Source organism: Streptomyces sp. NPDC005803 (assembly GCF_040630435.1).
Classification (GTDB): domain Bacteria; phylum Actinomycetota; class Actinomycetes; order Streptomycetales; family Streptomycetaceae; genus Streptomyces.
Map to the genome: position 1 here is coordinate 133,672 of NZ_JBEXXO010000019.1, position 21,979 is coordinate 155,650.

The following is a 21,979-nucleotide window of genomic DNA, read 5'->3' on the forward strand; positions in this document are numbered from 1 at the left end:
GGGTGCCCGGCCGCGGGCCGCTCTCAGCCGTAGACGATGCGGCGCAGCTGGCGGAGCGAGAGCTCCGGCGGCGCGACCGCCCGGTGCGGCAGCTCGGCCGCGATCCGTTCGAAGATCTCCGTGTTGACCAGGCCGCCGGACTGCAGTTCGCGGTGGCGGCGGCGGACGAAGGCGTCGGTCGTCTCGTCGAAGTAGGCCAGCACGTCGAGGATCACCCGGGAGGCCTCACCGCGCGGGAGCGCGGTGCTGCGCACCAGGTGGTCAATGAGGTCGTCATGCGACGAGCGGCGTTCGAGCACCCGTCGATATTGCGGCGGAAGGAGCTTCAGCGCAACAATCCTGCCCGATATCGGGCAGGGATGCGGTCGAGTGGCGCTCATTTTTCCGTTCTGGGTGATTCTGGGACGCCTGCGCCGACGCGTCCGGCCCCCGGACGGCCGCGCGCCGGGAGCGACGGGCGCGACGGAAGGTATTCGGCCAGAGGCCGGGCGGTCGGCCACGTTCAGGCGCGGAGCATACGGGGAAGTGGTCTACACCTTGACCATCCGTGAGGCGCGCGGTACGCATGGTGACGGCCCGAATGGTCAGGCGACCCAGGTGTGAACCAGTAGAAAGGGACCCGGCTTGTGAGACTGCACACGACGCAGCGCAGTGCTCTTCCCCGTGCTCTACCCCGTCTTCTCGGCTCGCTGCTCCTCGTCGCGGCGGCCGGTGTCTCCACCGCCTGCGTGGCCCCCACGGCGACCGCCGCGGGCAGCCGCGCCGCCGCGGCCGCGCCCCGGCCGCTCGGCCAGGTCGTGCCCGCCCCCGCCTCCGTGAGGCCGGGCGGATCCCCGTACGCCATCACCGGCGCCACCAGGATCCGCGTCGACGGTTCGTCCGGCGAGGTCCGCAAGATCGGCGAGTACCTGGCGGGCGTGCTGCGCCCCTCCACCGGGTACGCCCTGCCGGTCACCGCACGGGCCGGCTCCGACGGCATCCGGCTCCGGCTCGGCTCCCACGACAGCACGCTGGGCGCCGAGGGCTACACCCTGACCTCCGGGCGTGGCTCCGTCACCATCACCGCCCGCAAGCCCGCAGGGCTCTTCCACGGCGTCCAGACGCTGCGTCAGCTCCTGCCGGCCCAGGTGGAGCGCGACAGCCGCCAGAAGGGGCCGTGGAGGGTCGCGGGCGGCAGCATCACCGACAAGCCGCGCTACGCCTACCGGGGCGCGATGCTCGACGTCTCGCGGCACTTCTTCTCGGTCGACGAGGTCAAGCGCTACATCGACCAGATCGCGCTGTACAAGCTGAACACCTTCCACCTGCACCTCTCCGACGACCAGGGCTGGCGGATCGCCGTCGACTCCTGGCCGAACCTGGCCACGTACGGCGGCTCCACGGAGGTAGGCGGCGGGCCCGGCGGCTACTACACCAAGAGCCAGTACAAGGAGATCGTGCGGTACGCGGCCTCCCGCCACCTCGAGGTGGTGCCGGAGATCGACATGCCCGGCCACACGAACGCCGCCCTCGCCTCGTACGCGGAGCTGAACTGCGACGGCGTCGCGCCGCCGCTCTACACCGGGACCAAGGTCGGCTTCAGCTCGCTGTGCGCGTCCAAGGACGTCACGTACACGTTCATCGAGGACGTCATCCGTGAGGTGGCCGCGCTGACCCCCGGCAGGTACATCCACATCGGGGGTGACGAGGCGCACTCCACCAGCCACGAGGACTACGCCAAGATCATGGAGCGGGCGCAGGCCGTCGTCGGGAAGTACGGCAAGACCGTGATGGGCTGGCACCAGCTCACCGGGGCCACCCCGGTCGAGGGCGCCGTCGCCCAGTACTGGGGCTACGACAAGACGAGTGCCGCGGACCGGCAGCAGGTGGCGGACGCGGCGAAGAACGGCACGAAGCTCGTGCTGTCGCCGGCGGACCGCGTGTACCTCGACATGAAGTACACCGAGCAGACCGAACTGGGCCTGAAGTGGGCCGGTCTGGTCGAGGTGCAGCGCTCGTACGACTGGGACCCGGCGACCTACCTCGCCGACACCCCGGCGGACGCGGTGCTCGGCGTCGAGGCGCCGATCTGGGCGGAGACGCTGACCGACAGCCACGACATCGACGTGATGGCGTTCCCGCGGCTGCCCGGAGCGGCGGAGCTGGGCTGGTCCCCGGCCGAGACGCACGACTGGGACACGTACAAGCTGCGGCTCGCGGCGCTCGGTCCGCGCTTCACCGCGCTGGGGATCGACTACTACCGCTCGCCCCAGGTGCCGTGGCCGGCGGAGCCGGCTGCGGCCGGATGAGCTGAGCGGGTCCGTCCGGCGGCCGGGGCTCCCGGCCGCCGGACGGGCCCCCGCACTCCCGACGGGCCGATCAGTCGCCTGAACGGGGGGTCGTCTCCGCTTCCTCGCGGAGCTGTTCCTCACTCAGACCGCGCCGCCAGTACCCGACGAACGTCACCCGCCTGCGGTCGAAGCCCCGCTCCCGCACCAGGTGCCGGCGCAGCGCGCGCACCGTCGACGCCTCGCCCGCGATCCAGACGTACGGGGTTCCCCCGGGCAGTTCGGCCGCGCGCACGGCCTCCACGGTGTCCGGGGTGCCCGGCTCGTCCCGCACCAGCCAGCTGATCCGGGCGTCGGCCGCGGTGTCGACCGGCAGGCGGTCCCCGGCGTGCGGGACCTCCAGCCAGACCCGGGCGCGCAGCCGGGCCGGCAGCCACTCCAGGGCGGCCGTCGCGGCGGGCAGTGCCGTCTCGTCGGCCCAGATCAGCACCCAGTCGGTGTCTTTCGGCGGGCGGAAACGGACGGCCGTGTTGTCCTCGACGGCCGGCCCGAGCGCCTTGAGGACGTCACCGGGGGAGGCCGCGGCGGCCCAGCGGCAGGCCGGGCCGCCGTCCTCGTGGAGCGCGAAGTCGATGTCGACCTCGGTGGCCGGACCGCCACCGGTGCGACGCTGCGCACGGACCGTGTACGAACGCAGCACGGCCCGTACGTCCGGCGGAAGGGCCCGCCAGGGGGCGAACCAGTTGCCCTCGTTATCGACCGGAACGACTGGTTCCGGCTGTCCGGGGTGCGGCAGGAACAGCGACAGGCTCTGGTCACGGCCCCCGGAGGCGAATCCGTCGAGCCCCGGGCCGCCGAACGTGATGCGGATCATGGACGGACCCAGCCGCCTGGTGCGCAGGACGGTCAGGCCGAAGAGCCGGAAGGGCTCGACGGACGGCGGGGCGGCGGCCGGTCCCTCCCGGCCGACGTCCGGCGGGGCGGCGGTCGTCATGGTCAGGCGGTCTTCCTGGCGTCCTCGATGGCCTTCGCGAGGTCCTCCAGGATCGGTGCGCACTTGTCGTAGCTGTAGATCGGCTCGGTGGTGCGCGGGACGACCTGGCCGGCCTTGACGGCGGGCAGCTGCGTCCAGGTCGGCTTGGAGGTCAGGGCGTCGGGCTGCAGGGCGGAGGACCGGTTGTCCATCATGATGATGTCGGCCTCGTACTTGTCGACGTTCTCCCAGCTCAACTCCTCGAAGAAGCCCGCCGCGTTCACCTTCGGCTCGACGAACTTCACGCCGAGCTCCTGGAAGTACAGGGTGTCGGCGGACATCTTGGCGAGCGAGACGTAGAAGAGGTCCTGGCTGGCCGAGCCGACCATCACCTTGATGTCCGGCTTGGACTTCGCGGCGGCGCGCAGCCGGGCCGCGGCCTTCTCGAAGCGGGCCTTGGCGGCGGTGACCTTCGCGTCCTTGACGTCGGCGCCGAGGGAGGCGGCGAGGTCCTCGTGGCGCTGGATCGCCTTGGGAATGGTGGTCTCGGCGGCCCAGAGGGCGACGCTCGGGGCGAGCTTGAGGATCTTGTCCTTGGACGCGTCCGGCACGTACCAGAGGGCGTCCTTCTCCCACATGGCGGTGACCAGCAGCTCCGGGCCGAGCGCCGCGTACTTCTCGACGTTGAACTCGCCCCAGACGTTGCCCAGGATCTCGACCTTGCTGATGTCCAGATCGCCGGCCTGCACGTCGGCCTTGCCGTCCTTGGTCTTCGTCGGGCCGAAGACGGCCTTGACCTCGATGCCGTAGTCGTGGAGCGCGGCGGCGACACCGGTGAAGGCGACGATGTTCTTCGGGACGGACGTGGCCTGCGCGGTCTGCCCGCGGTCGTCCTCGAAGCTCCACGGCCCGGCGTCGGCGCTCTTGGAACCGGTGGAACCGGAGTCCTTCGAGTCGCTGTCACCGCAGGCCGCGAGCACGGCGCCGAGACCAACGGCGCCGCCCATGGCCAGCAGGCCGCGGCGGGTGGGACGGGACACTCGGGCAGTGCGCATGACGGAGTCCGCTTTCGTACGAGCCGGAGACCGGCCGGTGACAGGTTCGAGCGAAGGTTAGCCTAACCTCACGAACTGTGGAGCCCGCTGACGCCCCCGGCTCCGCTCACCGGACGATGACGCCGCCGTCCACGTCCCTGGCCCGCACGGCCGCCGCCGTCGGGATCATCGAGGAAGTGGTCCTCGCCGCCGTGGCCGCGTACGCAGGTGCGCACCGGAGGACTCATGCGCCGAACATCGCCCGGCAGCCGTCGAGTCCCTCGACCGTGACGTCCACCGAGCGGTGCTCCTCCCACCGCGCGCGCTCCAGGCGCAGCCGCTGGAGCGTGACGCGGCCGCCCCTCAGCGGGGCGACCGTCAGCCCGTCCGGGAGGTAGCCGAGCCGCCGCGAGACGCCCAGTGAGCGCGAGTTGTCCGTCATCGCGGACGACACGGCCGTTCCCGCGCCGAGGCCGGCGAAGGCCAGATGGAGGGCGGCGGCCCGCATCTCGGTGCCGATGCCCCGCCCCTGGTGCGCGAGCCCCAGCCAGGAACCGGTGCTCACCTCCCCGGTCACCGCGAAGTCCTTCGCCATGAGGTCCTGCCGGCCGACCACCCGGCCTCCGTACAGCACCACGAGGCTCAACGACCAGTTCCGCGACGACCAGTCGGCGACCGTGCTCAGCACATGCTGGAACACCGCCCGGCCGCGCCCGTCAGGCGGGCAGTCGGTCCAGGGGACGGTGAACGGCATGGCGTCCGGGGCGTGCACCCCGTCGGCGGCCACGGAGGCCAGTGCGTCCAGCAACTCCAGGTCCGGAAGGCGCAGTTCGAGTCGGGGTGTGCGGATGCGGAGCCCGTACAGGGGCCAGTGCCGTGGGTGCATGCGGAAACTCTGCCGGTCACGTGCGTCCGCCGTCGAACGAATTGGCGCGCCCTCAGACCTCCGTCGCCCAGACGTGCTCGTACCAGGCGGTGCCGCCGCTCGCCGGGTCGTGGCCCGGGTCCTGGAACCACTCGCTCCGGTCCACCTTGAAGTTCGCGCCCGGCATGAGCAGGACCTCCGCCTCGGAGCCCTGGTACTGGTGGAAGGGGTCGATGTCCCGGCCGTACTTCCCGGTGAGCGTCAGCTCCAGGAAGATCCGGTGCGTCTTCGTGCCGGAGACCCGCTGGCCGCGCATGAAATCCATGCCCACGGACTCCTCCCTGCTGGTGCTGTCGAAGGAACTCGTGAAGACGGAGCCGGGACGGTAGTTCAGCGCCGCCTGCTTGCCGAGCCGGTAGACCGATTCGTCCCCGCCGGCGTTCCAGTCGCCCCGGTAGACGGTGCCGGTGACGGGAGGCAGCCGGTTCAGCGCCTCCATCGTCATGTCGGCGTGCGCCTTCAGCTCCTCGAAGAGCACGGGAGCGAGGACCTCGATCTGCGCGTCGATGACGGCCATCGCCGCTGCCTTGGCCACCGGGTCGGCGCCCCGGGCGGCAGCGAGCTGCGGCCCGATCACCGGGTCCTCGTCGAGGGTGGGCACCGCCTCCTGGTGGTGGGTGTTCTGGGCGGCCCAGCTGAGCTGGCTCTTGATCTGCCGCAAGGAGACGGCCTCGGCGCCGGTCGTGGCGAGGCCGAGGGTGCCGTACGGCGCGTACCCCTCGGGCAACAGCCGGCTGCGCACCACCGAGTTGATCATCTGGTGCGCGCCGCCGGTGTACGCCATCAGCGCCGTCGCGTGGGCGGGCTTGAACTTCTCCGCGACCGCCCGGGTGGAGGCGCCGTTGTTGTCCGCCTTCCACTGAGCGATGCGCCCCGTGTTCGTGCTGTCGCCCGCCACGAAGTCGTTGTACTTGCCCGCCGCGTCGCCGGCCGCGGCCTGCCCGGGTTCCATGAAGCCGCTTTTCGCGGGGTCGGCCGTACGTGCCTTGTTGGCCTCGGCGAGGTACATCAGCTCGTGCGGGAACTGTCCGTCCTCGCAGACGTTCCTCCGCAGCTCCTCCTCCGTGAAGGGCGCGATGTTCTGGTACATCAGCGCCGCGCCCTTGCCCGCCCGGCTCGCGGACTCGCCCGGCCCCTTGACCCCGGCCGCCCAGGAACCGCGCAGGATCTCGTAGAGGGAGTGGTCCCAGGACGGCAGCATCCAGCCCATCACGGCCATCCGGTAGTCGAAGACGTCCACCCCGGGCACGTTGATCCACTGGAAGGTCTTGAGCATCCGCGTCGTCGTCCCGGACATGCCGGCGACGACCGGGATGCCGCGCGCCGCCTTCTCCTTCGGCCAGGACTCGTTCTGCTGGATCTCCCAGTAGGCGGTGCCCTCGTCCCAGGGCAGCTTGTCGTCCGGACCGGGTTTGCCGACGAACGCCAGCTCGCGCGCGCTGAGCGGGGCGCCGCGGTCCGCGTAGTCGCGGGGGGTCTTGCGGTTGGCTTCCTTGTCGGCCTCGCTGCGCGGCTTGCGCGGTCCCTGACTGGCGATCATCTCGTAGGTGTCGTCGGCGAAGGCCTCCGACTCCGACTGCCACAGCAGGTTGCCCAGTGCGTACGGGTCCTTCTCGTAGTTGTAGCCCTTGCCCACGAGGTTGGCCGCGGCCCACAGGGGCGGCCGGGACCAGCCGTTGAGGAACGCGGAGTGCTTCTTCAGCTCCTCCTGGTTCATGCCGAGGGTCGCCGCGAGCTCCGGCTTGGGCCCGATGATGCCGTTGAGGATGTCCTTGAGCGAGAGTTTCGCTCCCTTGTTGTAGTAGGCGGCGTTGTAGACGGCCGTCACCAGCTCACGGAGGTTGCCGTCCCGGGAGAAGAAGTCCTTGATCTGGTCGGTGGTCATCCCCTCGCCCACCTGCCCCGCGCTCGTCGGGTCGTTCTTGAAGAACGACTTGTTGGCGAGGGCCGTGTCCTTGCGCTCCGAGCGGGCGTAGGCGATGAGCAACTGCTTGAGCCGGTCCACGGTCTTGCGCGCCGCGGCGAGCGCCCTCGGATGCGTGAACGAGTACGCGCCCAGCCGCTTCTCGAACCCCTCGGCCGCCTCCTCCCAGCCCGTCTTCGCGTAGTACTGGGAGTGGTCGAAGGGCGCTTTGCCGTCTCCGGCGCGCTGTACGGCGATCTCCCCGCCGGAACGGGCGTGGGCGTCCGCCGTCCGCTGCACGGGCGCCGCCTCGGTGGGCGCGGGTCCGGCCAGGACCCGGCGGGCGTTCTCCTCCGCCGCGCGTTCGAAGCGGTCGGACGGGTCCGAGACGCGGAGCCCCGAGCCGTTGTCGGCGCCGGCGACCGGCCCCTGGCGCTGCTGGATGACGTGCGTCAGCTCATGGGCCAGCGTGTGCCGGTCCGCGCCTCCGTCGCCGATGACGACGTGGCTGCCGGAGGTGTAGGCGCGGGCCCCCACCTCGGCCGCCGAACGCCGGGCGGCCGGACCGGTGTGCAGCCGCACGTCGGAGAAGTCGGCGCCCAGCCGTGCCTCCATGTCCGTGCGGACCGCCCCGTCCAGCGGCCGTCCGGCGGTGCGCAGCACGTCCGGCACGGACGAACGCTGCACCGGCGCGGACCCGCCGTGACCGTGGGAGGGCTCGTGCGCGTGCCGCTGCACGGGAGCGGACTCGTCGGGGCCGTGGGAAAGGGTGTGGGGGTGGCCGCCGGCCTGCCCCCGCTGTTCCAGCGCCTGGACGACGACGGCGTTGCCGACCACGCGCTGCAACGCCAGCAGCGGCGCGGCAGGCGCCGGGCCGCCGGCCCCGACCGCGCCCGCCGGGCCGGCCATGGCGACCAGCCCGGCCGGCCCGCCCAGAGCGACCGGCCCTCCGGAGTCGGAGGACACGGCCGGACCGGCGGCGCCGGTCGCGCGCGCGGCAGGCGCCATCCGGGCGGCACGGGTGGTGGTGTCCTGCTGGTCCTGTGAGCGCATGGTCCGATCATTGGCCATCTCGGCCCGGGGTGCCAGCCCCTCCGGGCCGAAGCCGTCACGAAATGACCAGCACGGGCGGGCGGCGGTGGTGCGGCAGGCGGCCCGGCGCCGAGCGGTGACCGGGCGTCAGCGCCGGGGCGGGGCGGCTCGTCAGGAGCGACGGCGCCCCGCCGCCGGCCGCGTCAGGCCGGCAGTCCCAGCTCCCGTGCGATCAGCATCCGCTGCACCTCGCTCGTGCCCTCGCCGATCTCCAGGATCTTGGAGTCGCGCCACATCCGGGCCACCGGGTACTCGTTCATGAAGCCGTAGCCGCCGTGGATCTGGGTCGCCTCGCGGGCGTTGTCCACCGCCACGGTCGACGAGTACAGCTTGGCGATCGCCGCCTCCTTCTTGAACGGCTCGCCGGCCAGCAGCCGCGACGCCGCGTCCCGCCAGCCGATCCGGGCCATGTGGGCCCGCATCTCCATGTCCGCGATCTTGAACTGGATCGCCTGGTTGGCGCCGATCGGCTTCCCGAACGCGTGCCGCTCGGCGGCGTACTTCACCGACTCGTCCACGCACCCCTGGGCGAGTCCCGTCGAGAGCGCCGAGATGGCGATCCGGCCCTCGTCCAGGATCCGCAGGAACTGCGCGTAGCCGCGGCCCTCCTCGCCCAGCAGGTTGTCCAGCGGGACGCGCACGTCGGCGAAGGACAGCTCCCGGGTGTCCGAGGCGTTCCAGCCGACCTTGGAGTAGGGGGCGGCGACCGTGAAGCCGGGGGTGCCGGACGGGACGATGATCGAGGAGATGAGCGGGGCGCCGTTCTCCTTGCGGCCGGTCACCGCCGTGACCGTCACCAACTCGGTGATGTCCGTACCGGAGTTGGTGATGAAGCACTTGGATCCGTTGATCACCCACTCGCCCGCCGCCTCGTCGCGCACGGCCGTCGTCCGGGTGCCGCCCGCGTCCGAACCGCCGTCCGGCTCCGTCAGACCGAAGGCGCCGAGTGCCTCGCCCGAGCAGAGCTTCGGCAGCCACTGCCGCTTCTGCTCCTCCGTGCCGAAGCGGAACACCGGCATCGCGCCGAGCGAGACCCCCGCCTCCAGGGTGATCGCCACCGAGGAGTCGACCCGCGCCAGCTCCTCCAGGGCGATGCCGAGGGCGAGGTAGTCGCCGCCCATCCCGCCGTACTCCTCCGGGAACGGCAGCCCGAACAGGCCCATCCGCCCCATCTCGCGCACGATCTCGTACGGGAACTCATGGCGCTCGTAGAAGTCACCGATCTTCGGCGCGACCACGTCGTGCGCGAACTCCTCGACCGTGCGGCGCAGTTCCTCGTGCTCGGCGGTCAGCCGGTGGTCCAGTGACATGGGGACGTTCACTCCTTGTGGGGTGGTCACCGCGCCGCGCGGGCGCGGACGGTACGGGACGGGCTGGGTCGGCCCAGGTGTCCGGCGAGCCACACGCTGGTGGCGGTGAGCTCGTCGAGGTCGACCCCGGTTTCGATGCCGAGGCCGTCGAGCATCCACACGAGGTCCTCGGTGGCGAGATTGCCGGTCGCGCTCTTCGCGTACGGGCAGCCGCCGAGGCCGCCCGCGGAGGCGTCCACGGTGGAGACGCCGTGCTGGAGCGCGGCGAGGGTGTTGGACAGGGCCTGACCGTACGTGTCGTGGAAGTGCACCCCGATCGTGCCGGTGCGCACCCCCGCCTCGTTCAGCCCGGACAGCAGCGCCCGTACGTGGCCGGGGGTCGCGACCCCGATGGTGTCGCCGAGCGAGAGCTCGTCACAGCCGAGGTCCATCAGCGCCCTGGCGACCCGGACGACCTGGTGGACCGGGACGGCCCCCTCCCACGGGTCGCCGAAGCACATCGACAGGTAGCCGCGCACATGGACCCCGGCCGCCTTGGCCCGGGCCACGACCGGCTCGAACATGGCGAGCGACTCGTCGACGGTGCGGTTGAGGTTGCGGGCGGCGAACGTCTTCGTGGCGGAGCCGAAGACGGCGATCCGGCGCGCCCCGAGCGCCAGCGCCCGGTCCAGCCCCCGCTCGTTCGGCACGAGGACCGGCAGCGCCACGTCCCCCACGTCCGCGATGTCCCCGAGCATCGGGAACAACTGCTCTGCGTCGGCCAGTTGGGGAACCCACTTGGGGTGGACGAAGCTCGTCGCCTCGATCGTGGAGAGGCCGGCGACCGCGAGCCGGCGGATGAACTCCGCCTTCACCTCGGTCGGCACGACCGTCTTCTCGTTCTGCAGTCCGTCGCGGGCGCCGACCTCGTGGATCCGGACCCGGGTGGGCAGATCCGGTGCGGCCACGGTCATGGGCAGGGGGCGTTCGGTGGTCGTCATGCTTCCTCCCCGGTGGCCGTGGGGGTGATCACGGCCAGGACCTGGTCCATGGCGACCGTGGCCCCGGCGGTGACGTCGAGTTCGGTGACGGTGCCGGCGTGCGGGGCGGAGATGACGTGCTCCATCTTCATGGCCTCCACCACCAGCAGGCTCTGCCCGGCCACGACCTCGTCCCCGACGGCCACCTTCACCACGGTGACGGTGCCCGGCATGGGCGCGGCGAGCGTGTCCGCCCCGGAACGGGCGGCGCCGGTCAGCGACGCCTCCACCGGGTCGTGGTCCCGGACGTGCCAGCTGTCGCCGTCCCGGCCGATCCAGTGGCCCTCGGGTGACGCCGCGTACGCGAACGCGTGCGTGACACCGCCGAGTTCCAGCGTGATGCGGCCGCCGTCGGCCGCCAGCGTCCTGGCCGTCTCCGCGCCCCCGGGCAGCGGGCCCAGCGGACCGCAGGCGCCCGAGGCAGGGGCCGGCGGCTGCGCGCCCTCGCCGACGTGGCCGAAGGCCAGCTCCAGGCCCGCGCCGCACCGCCGCAGGCTCACCTGGACCGGCTCGTGGCCGGGGATGTGGAAGTCCAGGACCGTCCGGGCCGGGGTGCCGCCCAGCCGCCAGCCGTCACCGGCCGAGAACGGGTCGGCCCAGGCGTCGGCGCGGGCGGCGGCGGGGGAGGGCTGCCGCAGCAGCGCGGCAGCCGCGTACACCTCCTCCGGCACCCCGTCCGGAACCAGTGCGTCCACCTCGCGCTCCACCAGGCCGGTGTCCAGGTCGCCCGCCACCACGGCCGGGTGACCGAGCAGCCGGCGCAGGAAGCCCGCGTTGGTCGGTACGCCGAGGACCACCGTGTCCGCGAGCGCCGCCCGCAGCCGGCGCAGCGCTGTCGCCCGGTCGGGGCCGTACGCGATGACCTTCGACAGCATCGGGTCGTACAGGCTGCCGACCTCGCCGCCCTCGGCCAGCCCCGAGTCCGTGCGCACCCCGCCGCCCTGCGGCTCGCGCAGGGCCAGCACGGCGCCGCCCGAGGGCAGGAAGCCCCGGGCCGGGTCCTCGGCGCAGATCCGGGCCTCGACCGCGTGCCCCGTGAGCGTGATGTCTCCCTGGCCGTACGGGAGCCGTTCCCCGGCGGCGACCCGTAGCTGCCACTCGACCAGGTCCAGGCCGGTGATCAGCTCCGTGACCGGGTGCTCGACCTGGAGACGGGTGTTCATCTCCATGAAGTAGTACGAGGCCGGGTCGTTGCCCGGGACGATGAACTCCACCGTGCCCGCGCCGACGTACCCGCAGGAGCGGGCGGCCTGGACGGCCGCCTCGCCCATCGCCGCCCGGGTCTCCTCGTCGAGCAGGACGGACGGCGCCTCCTCGATGATCTTCTGGTGACGGCGCTGGAGCGAGCACTCGCGCTCGCCGAGGTGCACCACGTTGCCGTGGCCGTCCGCCAGCACCTGGATCTCGATGTGGCGCGGGCGGTCGATCCACCGCTCCACGAGCAGGGTGTCGTCGCCGAACGAGGCGCGCGCCTCGCGCCGCGCGGCGGCGATCTCGTCCGCGAGCAGCGCCGCGTCGCGCACCAGCCGCATGCCCTTGCCACCGCCGCCCGCGGAGGGCTTGAGCAGCACCGGAACGCCGATCTCTCGCGCCGCGTCGGCCAGTTGGCCGTCGGTCAGCCCGCTGCCCGTGGAGCCGGGGACCACCGGGACACCGGCCGCGGCGACCGTCTCCTTGGCCCGGATCTTGTCGCCCATGAGCGAGATCGCCGCGGCGGGCGGACCGATGAAGACCAGCCCCGCCTCCGCGCAGGCCCGGGCGAAGCCCGCGTTCTCGGCGAGGAAGCCGTAGCCGGGGTGGACGGCCTGCGCGCCCGTGCGGCGGGCCGCCTCCACCAGCCGCTCCGCGCTCAGATAGCTCTCGGACGCGGGAGCGGGCCCGATCCGTACCGCCGTGTCGGCCTCCCGTACGTGCCGGGCGTCCGCGTCCGCGTCGCTGAAGACGGCGACCGAGCGCACGCCCAGCTCGCGCAGGGTCCGGATGACCCGGACCGCGATCTCGCCGCGGTTGGCGACGAGCACCGTGTCGAACATCGTCATCTGTTCCTCACATCCGGAAGACGCCGAAGCCGGCATCGCCCAAGGGGGCGTTGGCGCACGCGGTCAGGGCGAGCCCCAGCACCTGCCGGGTCTCCATCGGGTCGATCACGCCGTCGTCCCAGAGCCGTGCGGTGGCGTAGTACGCGTTGCCCTGGGTCTCGTACTGTTCGCGGATCGGGGCCTTGAACGACTCCTCGTCCTCGGCGCTCCAGTCGTCACCCAGCTGGTCGCGCTTGACCGTGGCGAGGACGGACGCGGCCTGCTCGCCGCCCATGACGGAGATCTTCGCGTTGGGCCACATCCACAGGAAGCGGGGGCTGTAGGCCCGGCCGCACATGGAGTAGTTGCCCGCGCCGTAGGAACCGCCGACCACCACGGTCAGCTTCGGCACGCGGGTGCAGGCGACGGCGGTGACCATCTTCGCGCCGTGCTTCGCGATGCCGCCGGCCTCGTAGTCCCGGCCGACCATGAAGCCCGAGATGTTCTGCAGGAAGACCAGGGGGATGCCGCGCTGGTCGCACAGCTCGATGAAGTGCGCGCCCTTCTGGGCGGACTCGGAGAACAGGATGCCGTTGTTGGCGACGATGCCGACCGGATGGCCGTGGATGTGCGCGAAGCCCGTGATCAGCGTCGTCCCGTACTCCGCCTTGAACTCGGCGAACCGCGAACCGTCGACCACCCGGGCGATCACCTCCCGCACGTCGTACGGCGTGCGGGAGTCGACGGGCACCGCCCCGTAGAGTCCGGCGGGGTCCACCTTCGGCTCGTCGACCGCGGTCACGGACCACGGCAGCGCGCCCCGGTCCGGCAGCGTGGCGACGATGCCGCGCACGATCCGCAGCGCGTGCGCGTCGTCCTCCGCGAGGTGGTCGGTGACCCCCGACGTACGGGAGTGGACCTCGCCGCCGCCCAGCTCCTCGGCGGTGACGACCTCGCCGGTCGCCGCCTTCACCAGCGGCGGCCCGCCCAGGAAGATCGTCCCCTGGTTCCGGACGATCACGGCCTCGTCGCTCATGGCGGGGACGTAGGCGCCCCCGGCCGTGCAGGAACCCAGCACCGCCGCGATCTGGGGAATCCCGGCCCCGGACATCCGGGCCTGGTTGTAGAAGATCCGCCCGAAGTGCTCGCGGTCCGGGAACACCTCGTCCTGCATCGGCAGGAAGGCGCCGCCGGAGTCCACCAGGTACAGGCACGGCAGCCGGTTCTCCAGCGCCACCTCCTGGGCCCGCAGGTGCTTCTTCACGGTCATCGGGTAGTACGTGCCGCCCTTGACGGTCGCGTCATTGGCGACGATCACGCACTCCCGGCCGCTGACCCGGCCGATCCCGGCGATCACCCCGGCGGCGGGCGCCGCGCCCCCGTACAGCCCCTCGGCGGCCAGCGGGGCCAGCTCCAGGAAGGGCGAGCCCGGATCGAGCAGGGTGTCCACCCGCTCCCGGGGCAGCAGCTTGCCGCGCGCCACATGCCGGGCGCGGGCCTTCTCACCCCCGCCGAGCCTGGCCGTCGCGAGCCGCTTGCGCAGCTCGTCGGTGAGCGCGTGATGCGCCGCCTCGTTGGCCTGCCAGGCCTCCGAGGCGGGATCGGCCGCGCTCGCCAGCACCGGTGCCTGCTGCATCCTGTCGAGCCCCCTTGCCCGTACCGCAGTGTTAATGAGCGTTAACGCATCCACAGGTTAACGACCGCTAACGCGCCTGTCTAGAATGACTTCTCATGAGCACCCATGCCGCCGCCCGCGTCGCGGCTCCCACCCGCCGCGAGCAGATCCTCAAGGAGGCCGCCCGGCTCTTCGCCGAGCGCGGCTTCCACGGCGTCGGCGTCGACGAGATAGGCGCCGCCGTCGGCATCAGCGGCCCCGGCCTCTACCGGCACTTCCCCGGCAAGGACGCGATGCTCGCCGAGCTGCTCGTCGGCATCAGCGAGCGGCTGCTGGCCGGCGGACAGCTGCGGGTCTCCGAGGACGCCTCCCGCGGCACCTCTCCCGACGCGCTCCTGGACGCGCTCATCGAGGGCCACATCGACTTCGCCCTCGACGACCGCCCCCTGATCACCCTGCACGACCGCGAGCTGGACCGCCTGCGGGACAGCGACCGCAAGCGGGTGCGCCGGCTCCAGCGGGAGTACGTGGAGGTGTGGGTGGCCGTCGTCCGCGATCTCTACCCGGCGCTTCCCGAACACGAGGCCCGCGCGACGGTCCACGCCGTGTTCGGCCTGCTGAACTCCACCCCGCACCTCGGCCGCCCCGGCGCGCTGCCCGGCCGCGCGGACACGGCGGCGCTGCTGCACCGGCTGGCGCGGGGCGCCTTCGCGGCGGCGGGATCCTGACGGTCGCCGGGCGCGTCGCGGGGTGCGAGCCTCACGGGCGCAGGTCCCGGAAACCTGTGCGTGCACCCGCCGACTCCACGGCTGATCGGTCGAATTCCGCACGCAGCAGGGGAAAGTCCCAGGGCGCGCCGACGGCAATGCGCCGGTAAGCGGCCGTGGGATGGCCAGATGTTTCGACCCGATGAAGGAGGGTCGATCAAGGTGGCCAGTCATACGACGACACGTCGACGTGGATACCGGGAGGGACTCGGCGGCGAGATGCTCGCCGAGTTCCTGGGTACGTTCGTTCTCATTCTGCTGGGTGTCGGCTCGGTGGCCCTGACCGTCGCCGGTCTGCCCGGGTCCGGCCGCCGGACGGACCCCTTCGGAGCCGCCGACTGGCTCATCATCAGCTGGGGCTGGGGCTTCGGAGTGGTCTTCGGCGTCTATGTCGCCGGAGGGGTGAGCGGCGCGCACCTCAATCCGGCTGTCTCGCTCGCCTTCGCCGTCCGGCGCACGCTGGCCTGGCGGAAGGTCCTTCCGTACTGGCTCGCCCAGGTGGTGGGAGCCTTCGTGGCCGCCGCGCTCGTGTACGCGTCCTACCGATGGGCGATTGACTTCTTCAACCAGAAGGAGGGTCTGGCCAGGGACAAGTCGCTTTCCACGTTCTCGATCTTCGCCACTTTCCCCGCCGAGTACTTCGGGGATTCCTGGTGGGGCCCGCTGCTCGACCAGATCATCGGCACAGGCATCCTGCTCCTTCTGATCTGCGCGGTCACCGACGGCCGGAACCAGGCGCCGCTGGCCAATCTCGCGCCCTTCGTCATCGGACTCATCGTCGTGGTGATCGGAATGACCTTCGGTACGAACGCGGGCTATGCGATCAACCCCGCCCGCGACTTCGGGCCCCGGCTGTTCGCGTACTTCGAGGGCTGGGGCGACATCGCACTGCCGGGGACGTTCGGCTGGTACAGCGGCTACTGGTGGATCCCCCTCGTCGGACCGCTCATCGGCGGGGTCGTCGGCACCCTCGTCTACGACCTGATCATCTCCCCGCTGGTCAAGGCGCGCGGTGGCCCGGCGCAGGAGGGGCACGTCCCCGACGAGCCGACGGCCGAACGCTGACCGTCCGCGGTCGGTCCACGGTGGCGACACGAGGAGCCACCTGACGCAAGGAACCGGTCCGTTCGCGGACATCTGCAGCATGGGAAGGGACGGCAGCGATGCCCGAATTCATCGGCGCGGTGGATCAGGGAACCACCAGCACGCGCTTCATGATCTTCGATCACGCAGGTAACGAGGTGGCCCGGCACCAGCTCGAACACGAGCAGATCCTGCCGCGGTCGGGGTGGGTCGAACACGACCCCGTGGAGGTCTGGGAACGCACCAACACGGCCATGCAGAGCGCCGTCCGGGCCAGTGGTCTGCAGGCCTCGGACCTCAGGGCGATCGGTATCACCAACCAGCGGGAGACGACGGTCGTCTGGGACCGGCGCACCGGGCGGCCCTACTACAACGCCATCGTCTGGCAGGACACGCGCACGGACAGGATCGCGGCAGCCCTGGAACGCGACGGTCACGGGGACACCATCCGGCACCGGACGGGCCTGCCGCCCGCCACGTACTTCGCCGGCGGCAAGATCAAGTGGCTGCTCGAGAACGTGGACGGGCTCCGTGCGGCCGCCGAGGCGGGCCACGCGGTGTTCGGCACCATGGACGCATGGGTGCTGTGGAACCTCACCGGCGGTCCGAACGGCGGCGTACACGCCACCGACGTCACCAACGCCAGCCGTACGATGCTGATGAACCTGGAGACGCTGGACTGGGACGACGAACTCCTGGGCGTGTTCGGCATCCCCCGCGCGATGCTGCCGGACATCCACCCGTCGTCGGACGCGGAATCCTATGGCAGCACCCGCACCTCACGGCCGTTGAACGCCGCCGTCCCGATCACCGGAGTCCTCGGCGATCAGCACGCGGCCACGGTCGGCCAGGTCTGCTTCGCGCCGGGCGAGGCCAAGAACACCTACGGCACCGGCAACTTCCTCGTCCTCAACACGGGGACCGAGCTCGTCCGTTCGCAGAACGGGCTGCTGACCACCGTGGCCTACCAGTTCGGCGACAGCCCGGTCGTCTACGCGCTGGAGGGCTCCATCGCCGTGACCGGTGCGGCCGTGCAGTGGCTGCGCGACCAGCTGAAGATCATCAAGAGTGCACCGGAGAGCGAGCAACTGGCCCGGTCGGTGAGCGACAACGGCGGGATGTACTTCGTCCCCGCCTTCTCCGGGCTGTTCGCACCCTACTGGCGCTCCGACGCGCGGGGCGCGATGGTGGGCCTGGCCCGCTACAACACCGACGCGCACATCGCGCGTGCCACCCTGGAGGCCATCTGCTACCAGAGCCGCGACGTCGTCGACGCGATGGAACAGGACTCCGGTGTGCACCTCGATGTGCTCCGGGTGGACGGCGGTGTGACCGCCAACGACCTGTGCATGCAGATCCAGGCGGATGTGCTGGGCGTGCCCGTCAGCCGCCCCGTGGTCGCCGAGACCACCGCGCTCGGTGCGGCCTACGCGGCAGGCCTCGCCACCGGCTTCTGGCGTGACACCGACGAGCTGCGATCCCACTGGCAGGAGTCGAAACGCTGGGAACCGCAGTGGAGCGAGGACCGGCGCCAGGAGGGTTACGACGGCTGGAAACGGGCCGTGGAGCGCACCCTGGACTGGGTGCGGGTGCAAGCCGACTGAGCGGCGCGGCGGACCGGCGGCGCGGCTGAGGCCACATCCACAGTGCGGTACGACCCGTGCACGGTGCGTCCCGACCGGCACAATGGGTTCATGCCGATACCCAGCCGCGCAGCCCTCGTCGACCACCTCGTCCGCACCCGTATCGCGGGAGACGTCGCGACCCCGCGCGACAACAACCTCTCCCACTACCGCAAGCTCGCCAACGGCGACCGCCACTTCTGGCTGGGGCTCGAACTCGGCGACCGGTGGCGCGACGAGCAGGACGTCCTCGCGGTGATGGCGGAGAGATGCGGGGTCAGCGACGACCCGGAGCACCGGTACGGCCAGGACACCATCGACCCCGAGCTCACCGTCGCCGCCCTGGACCGGGCCGCGGCCCGGCTGCGGAAGGCTGTCGACGGGGCCGAACGGGTGCTCTTCGCGACCGGCCACCCCGGCGGGCTGCTGGACGTCCACCGGCAGACCGCGGCCGCGCTGCGGGTGGCCGGCTGCGAGATCATGACGATCCCGTCCGGGCTCACCGCGGACGAGGGCATGGTCTTCCAGTTCGCGGACGTGGCGGTGCAGGAGCGGGGCGCGACCCTCTGGCACACCCATTCGCCGGCCCCGATGGCGGCGATCCTGGACGGGCTGGAGCGGGAGGGGCGTCCCATGCCCGACCTGGTCGTCGCCGACCACGGCTGGGCGGGATGCGCGGCGCAGCGCGGACTGGACGCCATCGGCTACGCGGACTGCAACGACCCGGCGCTCTTCCTGGGGGAGGCCGAGGGCACCCTCCAGGTGGCCGTCCCGCTGGACGACCACGTGCTGGACCCGCGGTTCTACGACCCGATGACCGAGTACCTGCTGGACGCGGCCGGACTGCTCTGACCGGGCTGCCCGGACGGGAGGACCAGCCGTTGCCGGGACGAGGGGCTCAGCTGTTGCCCGGACGAGGGGCTCAGCCGCTGTACGGGCGATGGGCTCAGCCGTTGTCCAGGCGGTCGGTGAACAGCCCTCCGCCGTCCCCGCCGCCCTCCCCGTCGCCGGGCCCGATCACCGGATCCGCTCCGGCGGCCCGGGCCCGGCGCCGCTGGGCCACACCCGGCGTCGGGTCCAGGTACACCCGCTTGATCGACGGATACCGCTCCCGCAGCTGCTGCTCCGCCTCCTCGCAGGCCCACTCGACCTGCTCGGCACTGGCCACGTCCCGGAAGTCGATCTTCGCGGCGATCAGGATCTCGGTCGGACCCTGGATGAGCGTGGTCAGCTCCAGTACCTCGATGATGTGCGGCACCGAGAGCAATTCCTCCCGCACCCCCGTGCGCATCGACTCCGGTACCGGCCGCCCGATCAGCAGCTGGGCGTTGGAACGGCCGAGCACCCAGGCCACGTACACGAGCAGCACACCGATCAGGATCGACGCGAGGCCGTCCCAGACGCCCGAACCCGACAGCTGGCCGCCGAGCAGACCGCCCGCCGCGAGCAGCAGACCCACCAGCGCGGCGGAGTCCTCCATCACGACGGCCTTGACCGCGGTGTCCGGGGTGCGCCGCAGGTAGTGCTGGGCGGGGGTGCCCAGCCGGAGGGCCTCCCGGCGCACCTGCCGCAGCCCGGTCCGCAGCGAGTAGCCCTCCAGCAGGAACGCGATGGCGAGCACGAGGTACGAGACGAGCGGGTCGCCGAGATCCTCGCCCGCGACCAGGGTGTGGACGCCGTCGTAGATCGAGAAGACCGCGCCGCCGACGAACGTGGCGACGGAGGCGAGCATCGCCCAGATGTACCGTTCGGGGCCGTAGCCCAGCGGGTGTTCCTCGTCGGCGGGCTTCTCGCTGCGCTTGAGCGCGGTGAGCAGCAGCACCTCGGTGACGGTGTCGGCGACCGAGTGGGCGGCTTCGGAGAGCATCGCGCTCGATCCGCTGATCAGCCCGGCGACCGCCTTCGCCACGGCGATGCCGAGGTTGGCGGCCGCCGCGACGATCACCGTGAACGTGGACTCCCCACCAGCAGATTTCTCGTCACTCATGGTGGGGAGTATGTCCGCAGCCGGGCCGGGCATGTCCGACGCGTGGCCGTGCGGTGCGCTCAGTCGCTCCGCGGGACCCGGACGACACCCTCCTGGATGACGGTGATCGCCAGCCGGCCGTCCTGGGTGTAGATACGCGCCTGGCCGAGCCCGCGCCCGCCGGACGCGGACGGCGACTCCTGGTCGTACAGCAGCCATTCGTCGGCCCGGAACGGCCGGTGGAACCACATCGCGTGGTCCAGGCTCGCGCCCACCACGTCGCCGACCGCCCAGCCGCCGCGCCCGTGGGCGAGGAGCACCGAGTCGAGCAGCGTCATGTCGGAGACGTACGTCGCCATGCAGACGTGCAGCAGCGGGTCGTCCGCCAGCTTGCCGTTGGTACGGAACCACACCTGCGAGCGGGGCTCGCGCGGTTCGCCGAGGGTGCCGAACGGCGGGGCGTCCACGTACCGCAGGTCGACCGCGGCCCGCGCCTCGATCAGCCGGTCCACGACCGTGGGGTCGCTGAACCGGTCCGCGTACCGGGGGAGCATCTCGGCGGCCGTGGGCAGGGTGTCCGGGTCCGGCGCGGCCGGCATGTCCGCCTGGTGCTCCAGCCCCTCCTCGTACGTCTGGAAGGACGCCGAGAGGTGGAAGATCGGCTGCCCGTGCTGGACGGCGACGACCCGGCGGGTGGTGAAGGAGCGGCCGTCCCGGATGCGGTCGACGCTGTAGACGATCGGGGCGCCGGGGTCCCCCGCCCGCAGGAAGTACGCGTGCAGGGAGTGGGCGGGCCGGTCCGCGGGGACGGTCCGGCCCGCGGCGACGAGCGCCTGGGCCGCGACCTGTCCGCCGAAGACGCGGGGCACGATCGCCGAACGGCTGGTGCCCCGGAAGATGTCCTGCTCGATCTGCTCCAGGTCGAGCAGGTCGAGCAGATCGAGCAGGGCGTCCGGTGCTGAACTCATGGAAAGAAAGTAGCCGCTCTACAGACCCATGGACTTGGCGATGATCGACTTCATGACCTCGCTGGTGCCGCCGTAGATGCGGTTGACCCGGTTGTCCGCGTACAGGCGGGCGATCGGGTACTCGTTCATGAAGCCGTAGCCGCCGTGCAGCTGGAGGCAGCGGTCGATCACGCGGTGCGCGACCTCGGTGCAGAACAGCTTCGCGGAGGCGGCCTCGGCGGCGGTCAGCTCACCGGCGTCCAGCGCCTCCAGCGCGCGGTCGGCGACGGCCTGGGCCGCGTCCACCTCGGACTGGCAGGCGGCCAGCTCGAACTTGGTGTTCTGGAACGAGGCGACGGTCTTGCCGAAGACCGTGCGGTCCTGCACGTACTCCTTGGCGAACCGGACGGCGGCCGCGGCCTGCGCGTACGCGCCGAAGGCGATGCCCCAGCGCTCGGAGGCCAGATTGGTGCCGAGGTAGCCGAAGCCCTTGTTCTCCTCGCCGAGCAGGTCCTCGACCGGGACCTTCACGTCGACGAACGCCAGCTCGGCGGTGTCGGAGACGCGCAGGCCGAGCTTGTCGAGCTTGCGGCCGATCGAGTAGCCCGCGGACTTGGTGTCGACGGCGAAGAGGGAGATGCCGAAGCGGCGGTCGTCCTCGCGCGGGGCGGAGGTGCGGGCGCAGACGATCACCCGGTCGGCGTGCACGCCACCGGTGATGAACGTCTTGGAGCCGTTGAGGACGTAGTGCGTGCCGTCCTCGGAGAGCTTGGCGGTGGTCTTCATGCCGGCGACGTCGGAGCCGGTGCCCGGCTCGGTCATCGCGAGGGCCCACATCTCCTCGCCGGTGGTGAACTTCGGCAGCCAGCGCTTCTTCTGCTCGTCGGTGGCGAGCATCTTGATGTAGGGCAGGCCGAGCAGCGTGTGCACGCCGGAGCCGCCGAAGGACACGCCCGCGCGGGCGGTCTCCTCGTAGATGACGGCCTCGTACTTGTGCGAGTCGATGCCCGCGCCGTCGTACTCCTCGTCCACGGTGATGCCGAAGACACCCAGCTCGCCGAGCTTCAGGTAGAAGTCACGCGGGGCCTGGCCGGCCGCGAACCACTCGTCGTACACGGGCACGACCTCGGCCGCGATGAAGGCGCGGATGGTCTCCCGGAACGCCTCGTGGTCCTCGTTGAATACCGTACGGCGCACGGGGTGCCTCCCTGGTCGGCTTCGCTCGGCTTGGCTAAGCGCTTGCTCAGCCTTGGGTAAAAGTTACCCGGGGGTCACCGAGGCTGTCCAGGGTGATGCTGAGCACGCCGGAGGCGGAGGGCGCCGGAGTCAGGGGGCCCGGATGCCGCGCCGGGCGCGGGGCCGCCCCCCCGGGCCGGACCCGCGCTCGCACTTCGGGCCCCGGGCGCGGAACGCTGTTCCCGCGGCACGGGCCTGCGCG

Annotated in this window: 17 protein-coding genes; 5 read left to right on the plus strand and 12 right to left on the minus strand. The window is 71.7% G+C overall.

From position 1 onward, the window contains the following. Positions 1 to 23 precede the first annotated feature (23 nt). Positions 24 to 299: a hypothetical protein gene (locus tag ABZ454_RS25870; protein ID WP_356321255.1), complete on the minus strand. Its 276-nt coding sequence runs from the start codon at positions 297 to 299 to the stop codon at positions 24 to 26. Between the two features lie 327 nt (positions 300 to 626). Here ABZ454_RS25870 and ABZ454_RS25875 point away from each other — a divergent pair, with 327 nt between their 5' ends. Next, complete coding sequence (locus ABZ454_RS25875) at positions 627 to 2,288, plus strand: beta-N-acetylhexosaminidase (protein ID WP_359541278.1); 1,662 nt, start codon at positions 627 to 629, stop codon at positions 2,286 to 2,288. 70 nt (positions 2,289 to 2,358) lie between these two features. Here the strand turns inward: ABZ454_RS25875 and ABZ454_RS25880 are convergent, their stop codons facing one another. The 8 genes from ABZ454_RS25880 to ABZ454_RS25915 all read right to left on the minus strand — a co-directional run bounded on the left by ABZ454_RS25880 (position 2,359) and on the right by ABZ454_RS25915 (position 14,177). Continuing rightward, on the minus strand, positions 2,359 to 3,261 hold the full coding sequence (locus ABZ454_RS25880) for a siderophore-interacting protein (protein ID WP_359541280.1): 903 nt from the start codon (positions 3,259 to 3,261) through the stop codon (positions 2,359 to 2,361). A gap of 2 nt (positions 3,262 to 3,263) precedes the next feature. After that, entirely contained in the window at positions 3,264 to 4,247 is a 984-nt protein-coding gene (locus ABZ454_RS25885) for an ABC transporter substrate-binding protein (protein ID WP_359541370.1), read from the minus strand. Positions 4,248 to 4,518: 271 nt separating this feature from the next. Next, positions 4,519 to 5,160 carry a GNAT family N-acetyltransferase gene (locus tag ABZ454_RS25890; protein ID WP_359541281.1) on the minus strand — a complete coding sequence of 214 codons (642 nt, stop codon included), beginning with the start codon at positions 5,158 to 5,160 and terminating at the stop codon, positions 4,519 to 4,521. Between the two features lie 52 nt (positions 5,161 to 5,212). Further along, on the minus strand, positions 5,213 to 8,011 hold the full coding sequence (locus ABZ454_RS25895) for a DUF4157 domain-containing protein (RefSeq protein ID WP_359541374.1): 2,799 nt from the start codon (positions 8,009 to 8,011) through the stop codon (positions 5,213 to 5,215). A gap of 326 nt (positions 8,012 to 8,337) precedes the next feature. Then, entirely contained in the window at positions 8,338 to 9,504 is a 1,167-nt protein-coding gene (locus ABZ454_RS25900) for an acyl-CoA dehydrogenase family protein (RefSeq protein ID WP_356322620.1), read from the minus strand. A 26-nt stretch (positions 9,505 to 9,530) separates the two neighbouring features. Further along, positions 9,531 to 10,484, minus strand: coding sequence for a hydroxymethylglutaryl-CoA lyase (locus ABZ454_RS25905; RefSeq protein ID WP_359541285.1), 954 nt, complete (start codon positions 10,482 to 10,484; stop codon positions 9,531 to 9,533). After that, complete coding sequence (locus tag ABZ454_RS25910; RefSeq protein ID WP_359541287.1) at positions 10,481 to 12,562, minus strand: biotin carboxylase N-terminal domain-containing protein; 2,082 nt, start codon at positions 12,560 to 12,562, stop codon at positions 10,481 to 10,483. Before ABZ454_RS25910 ends, ABZ454_RS25905 begins: the two co-directional genes overlap by 4 nt. Before the next feature lie 7 nt (positions 12,563 to 12,569). Further along, complete coding sequence (locus ABZ454_RS25915; RefSeq protein WP_359541290.1) at positions 12,570 to 14,177, minus strand: carboxyl transferase domain-containing protein; 1,608 nt, start codon at positions 14,175 to 14,177, stop codon at positions 12,570 to 12,572. A 95-nt stretch (positions 14,178 to 14,272) separates the two neighbouring features. On the opposite strand from ABZ454_RS25915, the gene ABZ454_RS25920 reads away from it, so the two are divergent. The 4 genes from ABZ454_RS25920 (at position 14,273) to ABZ454_RS25935 (ending at position 18,480) form a co-directional block, all read left to right on the plus strand. Continuing rightward, complete coding sequence (locus ABZ454_RS25920; protein ID WP_356322624.1) at positions 14,273 to 14,884, plus strand: TetR/AcrR family transcriptional regulator; 612 nt, start codon at positions 14,273 to 14,275, stop codon at positions 14,882 to 14,884. Positions 14,885 to 15,142: 258 nt separating this feature from the next. Next, positions 15,143 to 15,988 carry an MIP/aquaporin family protein gene (locus tag ABZ454_RS25925; protein ID WP_359541376.1) on the plus strand — a complete coding sequence of 282 codons (846 nt, stop codon included), beginning with the start codon at positions 15,143 to 15,145 and terminating at the stop codon, positions 15,986 to 15,988. 98 nt (positions 15,989 to 16,086) lie between these two features. Next, positions 16,087 to 17,610 carry a glycerol kinase GlpK gene (gene glpK / locus ABZ454_RS25930; protein WP_359541293.1) on the plus strand — a complete coding sequence of 508 codons (1,524 nt, stop codon included), beginning with the start codon at positions 16,087 to 16,089 and terminating at the stop codon, positions 17,608 to 17,610. A gap of 90 nt (positions 17,611 to 17,700) precedes the next feature. Beyond that, positions 17,701 to 18,480, plus strand: a complete 780-nt coding sequence (locus ABZ454_RS25935; protein WP_359541295.1) for a phosphatase — start codon at positions 17,701 to 17,703, stop codon at positions 18,478 to 18,480. Positions 18,481 to 18,574: 94 nt separating this feature from the next. On the opposite strand, the gene ABZ454_RS25940 is transcribed toward ABZ454_RS25935, so the two are convergent. Genes ABZ454_RS25940 through ABZ454_RS25950 form a run of 3 tightly spaced genes read right to left on the minus strand, consistent with a single transcriptional unit; the run spans position 18,575 to position 21,738 of the window. After that, positions 18,575 to 19,615, minus strand: a complete 1,041-nt coding sequence (locus ABZ454_RS25940; RefSeq protein WP_359541298.1) for a cation diffusion facilitator family transporter — start codon at positions 19,613 to 19,615, stop codon at positions 18,575 to 18,577. Between the two features lie 59 nt (positions 19,616 to 19,674). Next, complete coding sequence (tesB, locus tag ABZ454_RS25945; protein WP_359541300.1) at positions 19,675 to 20,562, minus strand: acyl-CoA thioesterase II; 888 nt, start codon at positions 20,560 to 20,562, stop codon at positions 19,675 to 19,677. An 18-nt stretch (positions 20,563 to 20,580) separates the two neighbouring features. Beyond that, complete coding sequence (locus tag ABZ454_RS25950; RefSeq protein ID WP_359541301.1) at positions 20,581 to 21,738, minus strand: acyl-CoA dehydrogenase family protein; 1,158 nt, start codon at positions 21,736 to 21,738, stop codon at positions 20,581 to 20,583. Positions 21,739 to 21,979: the final 241 nt, after the last annotated feature.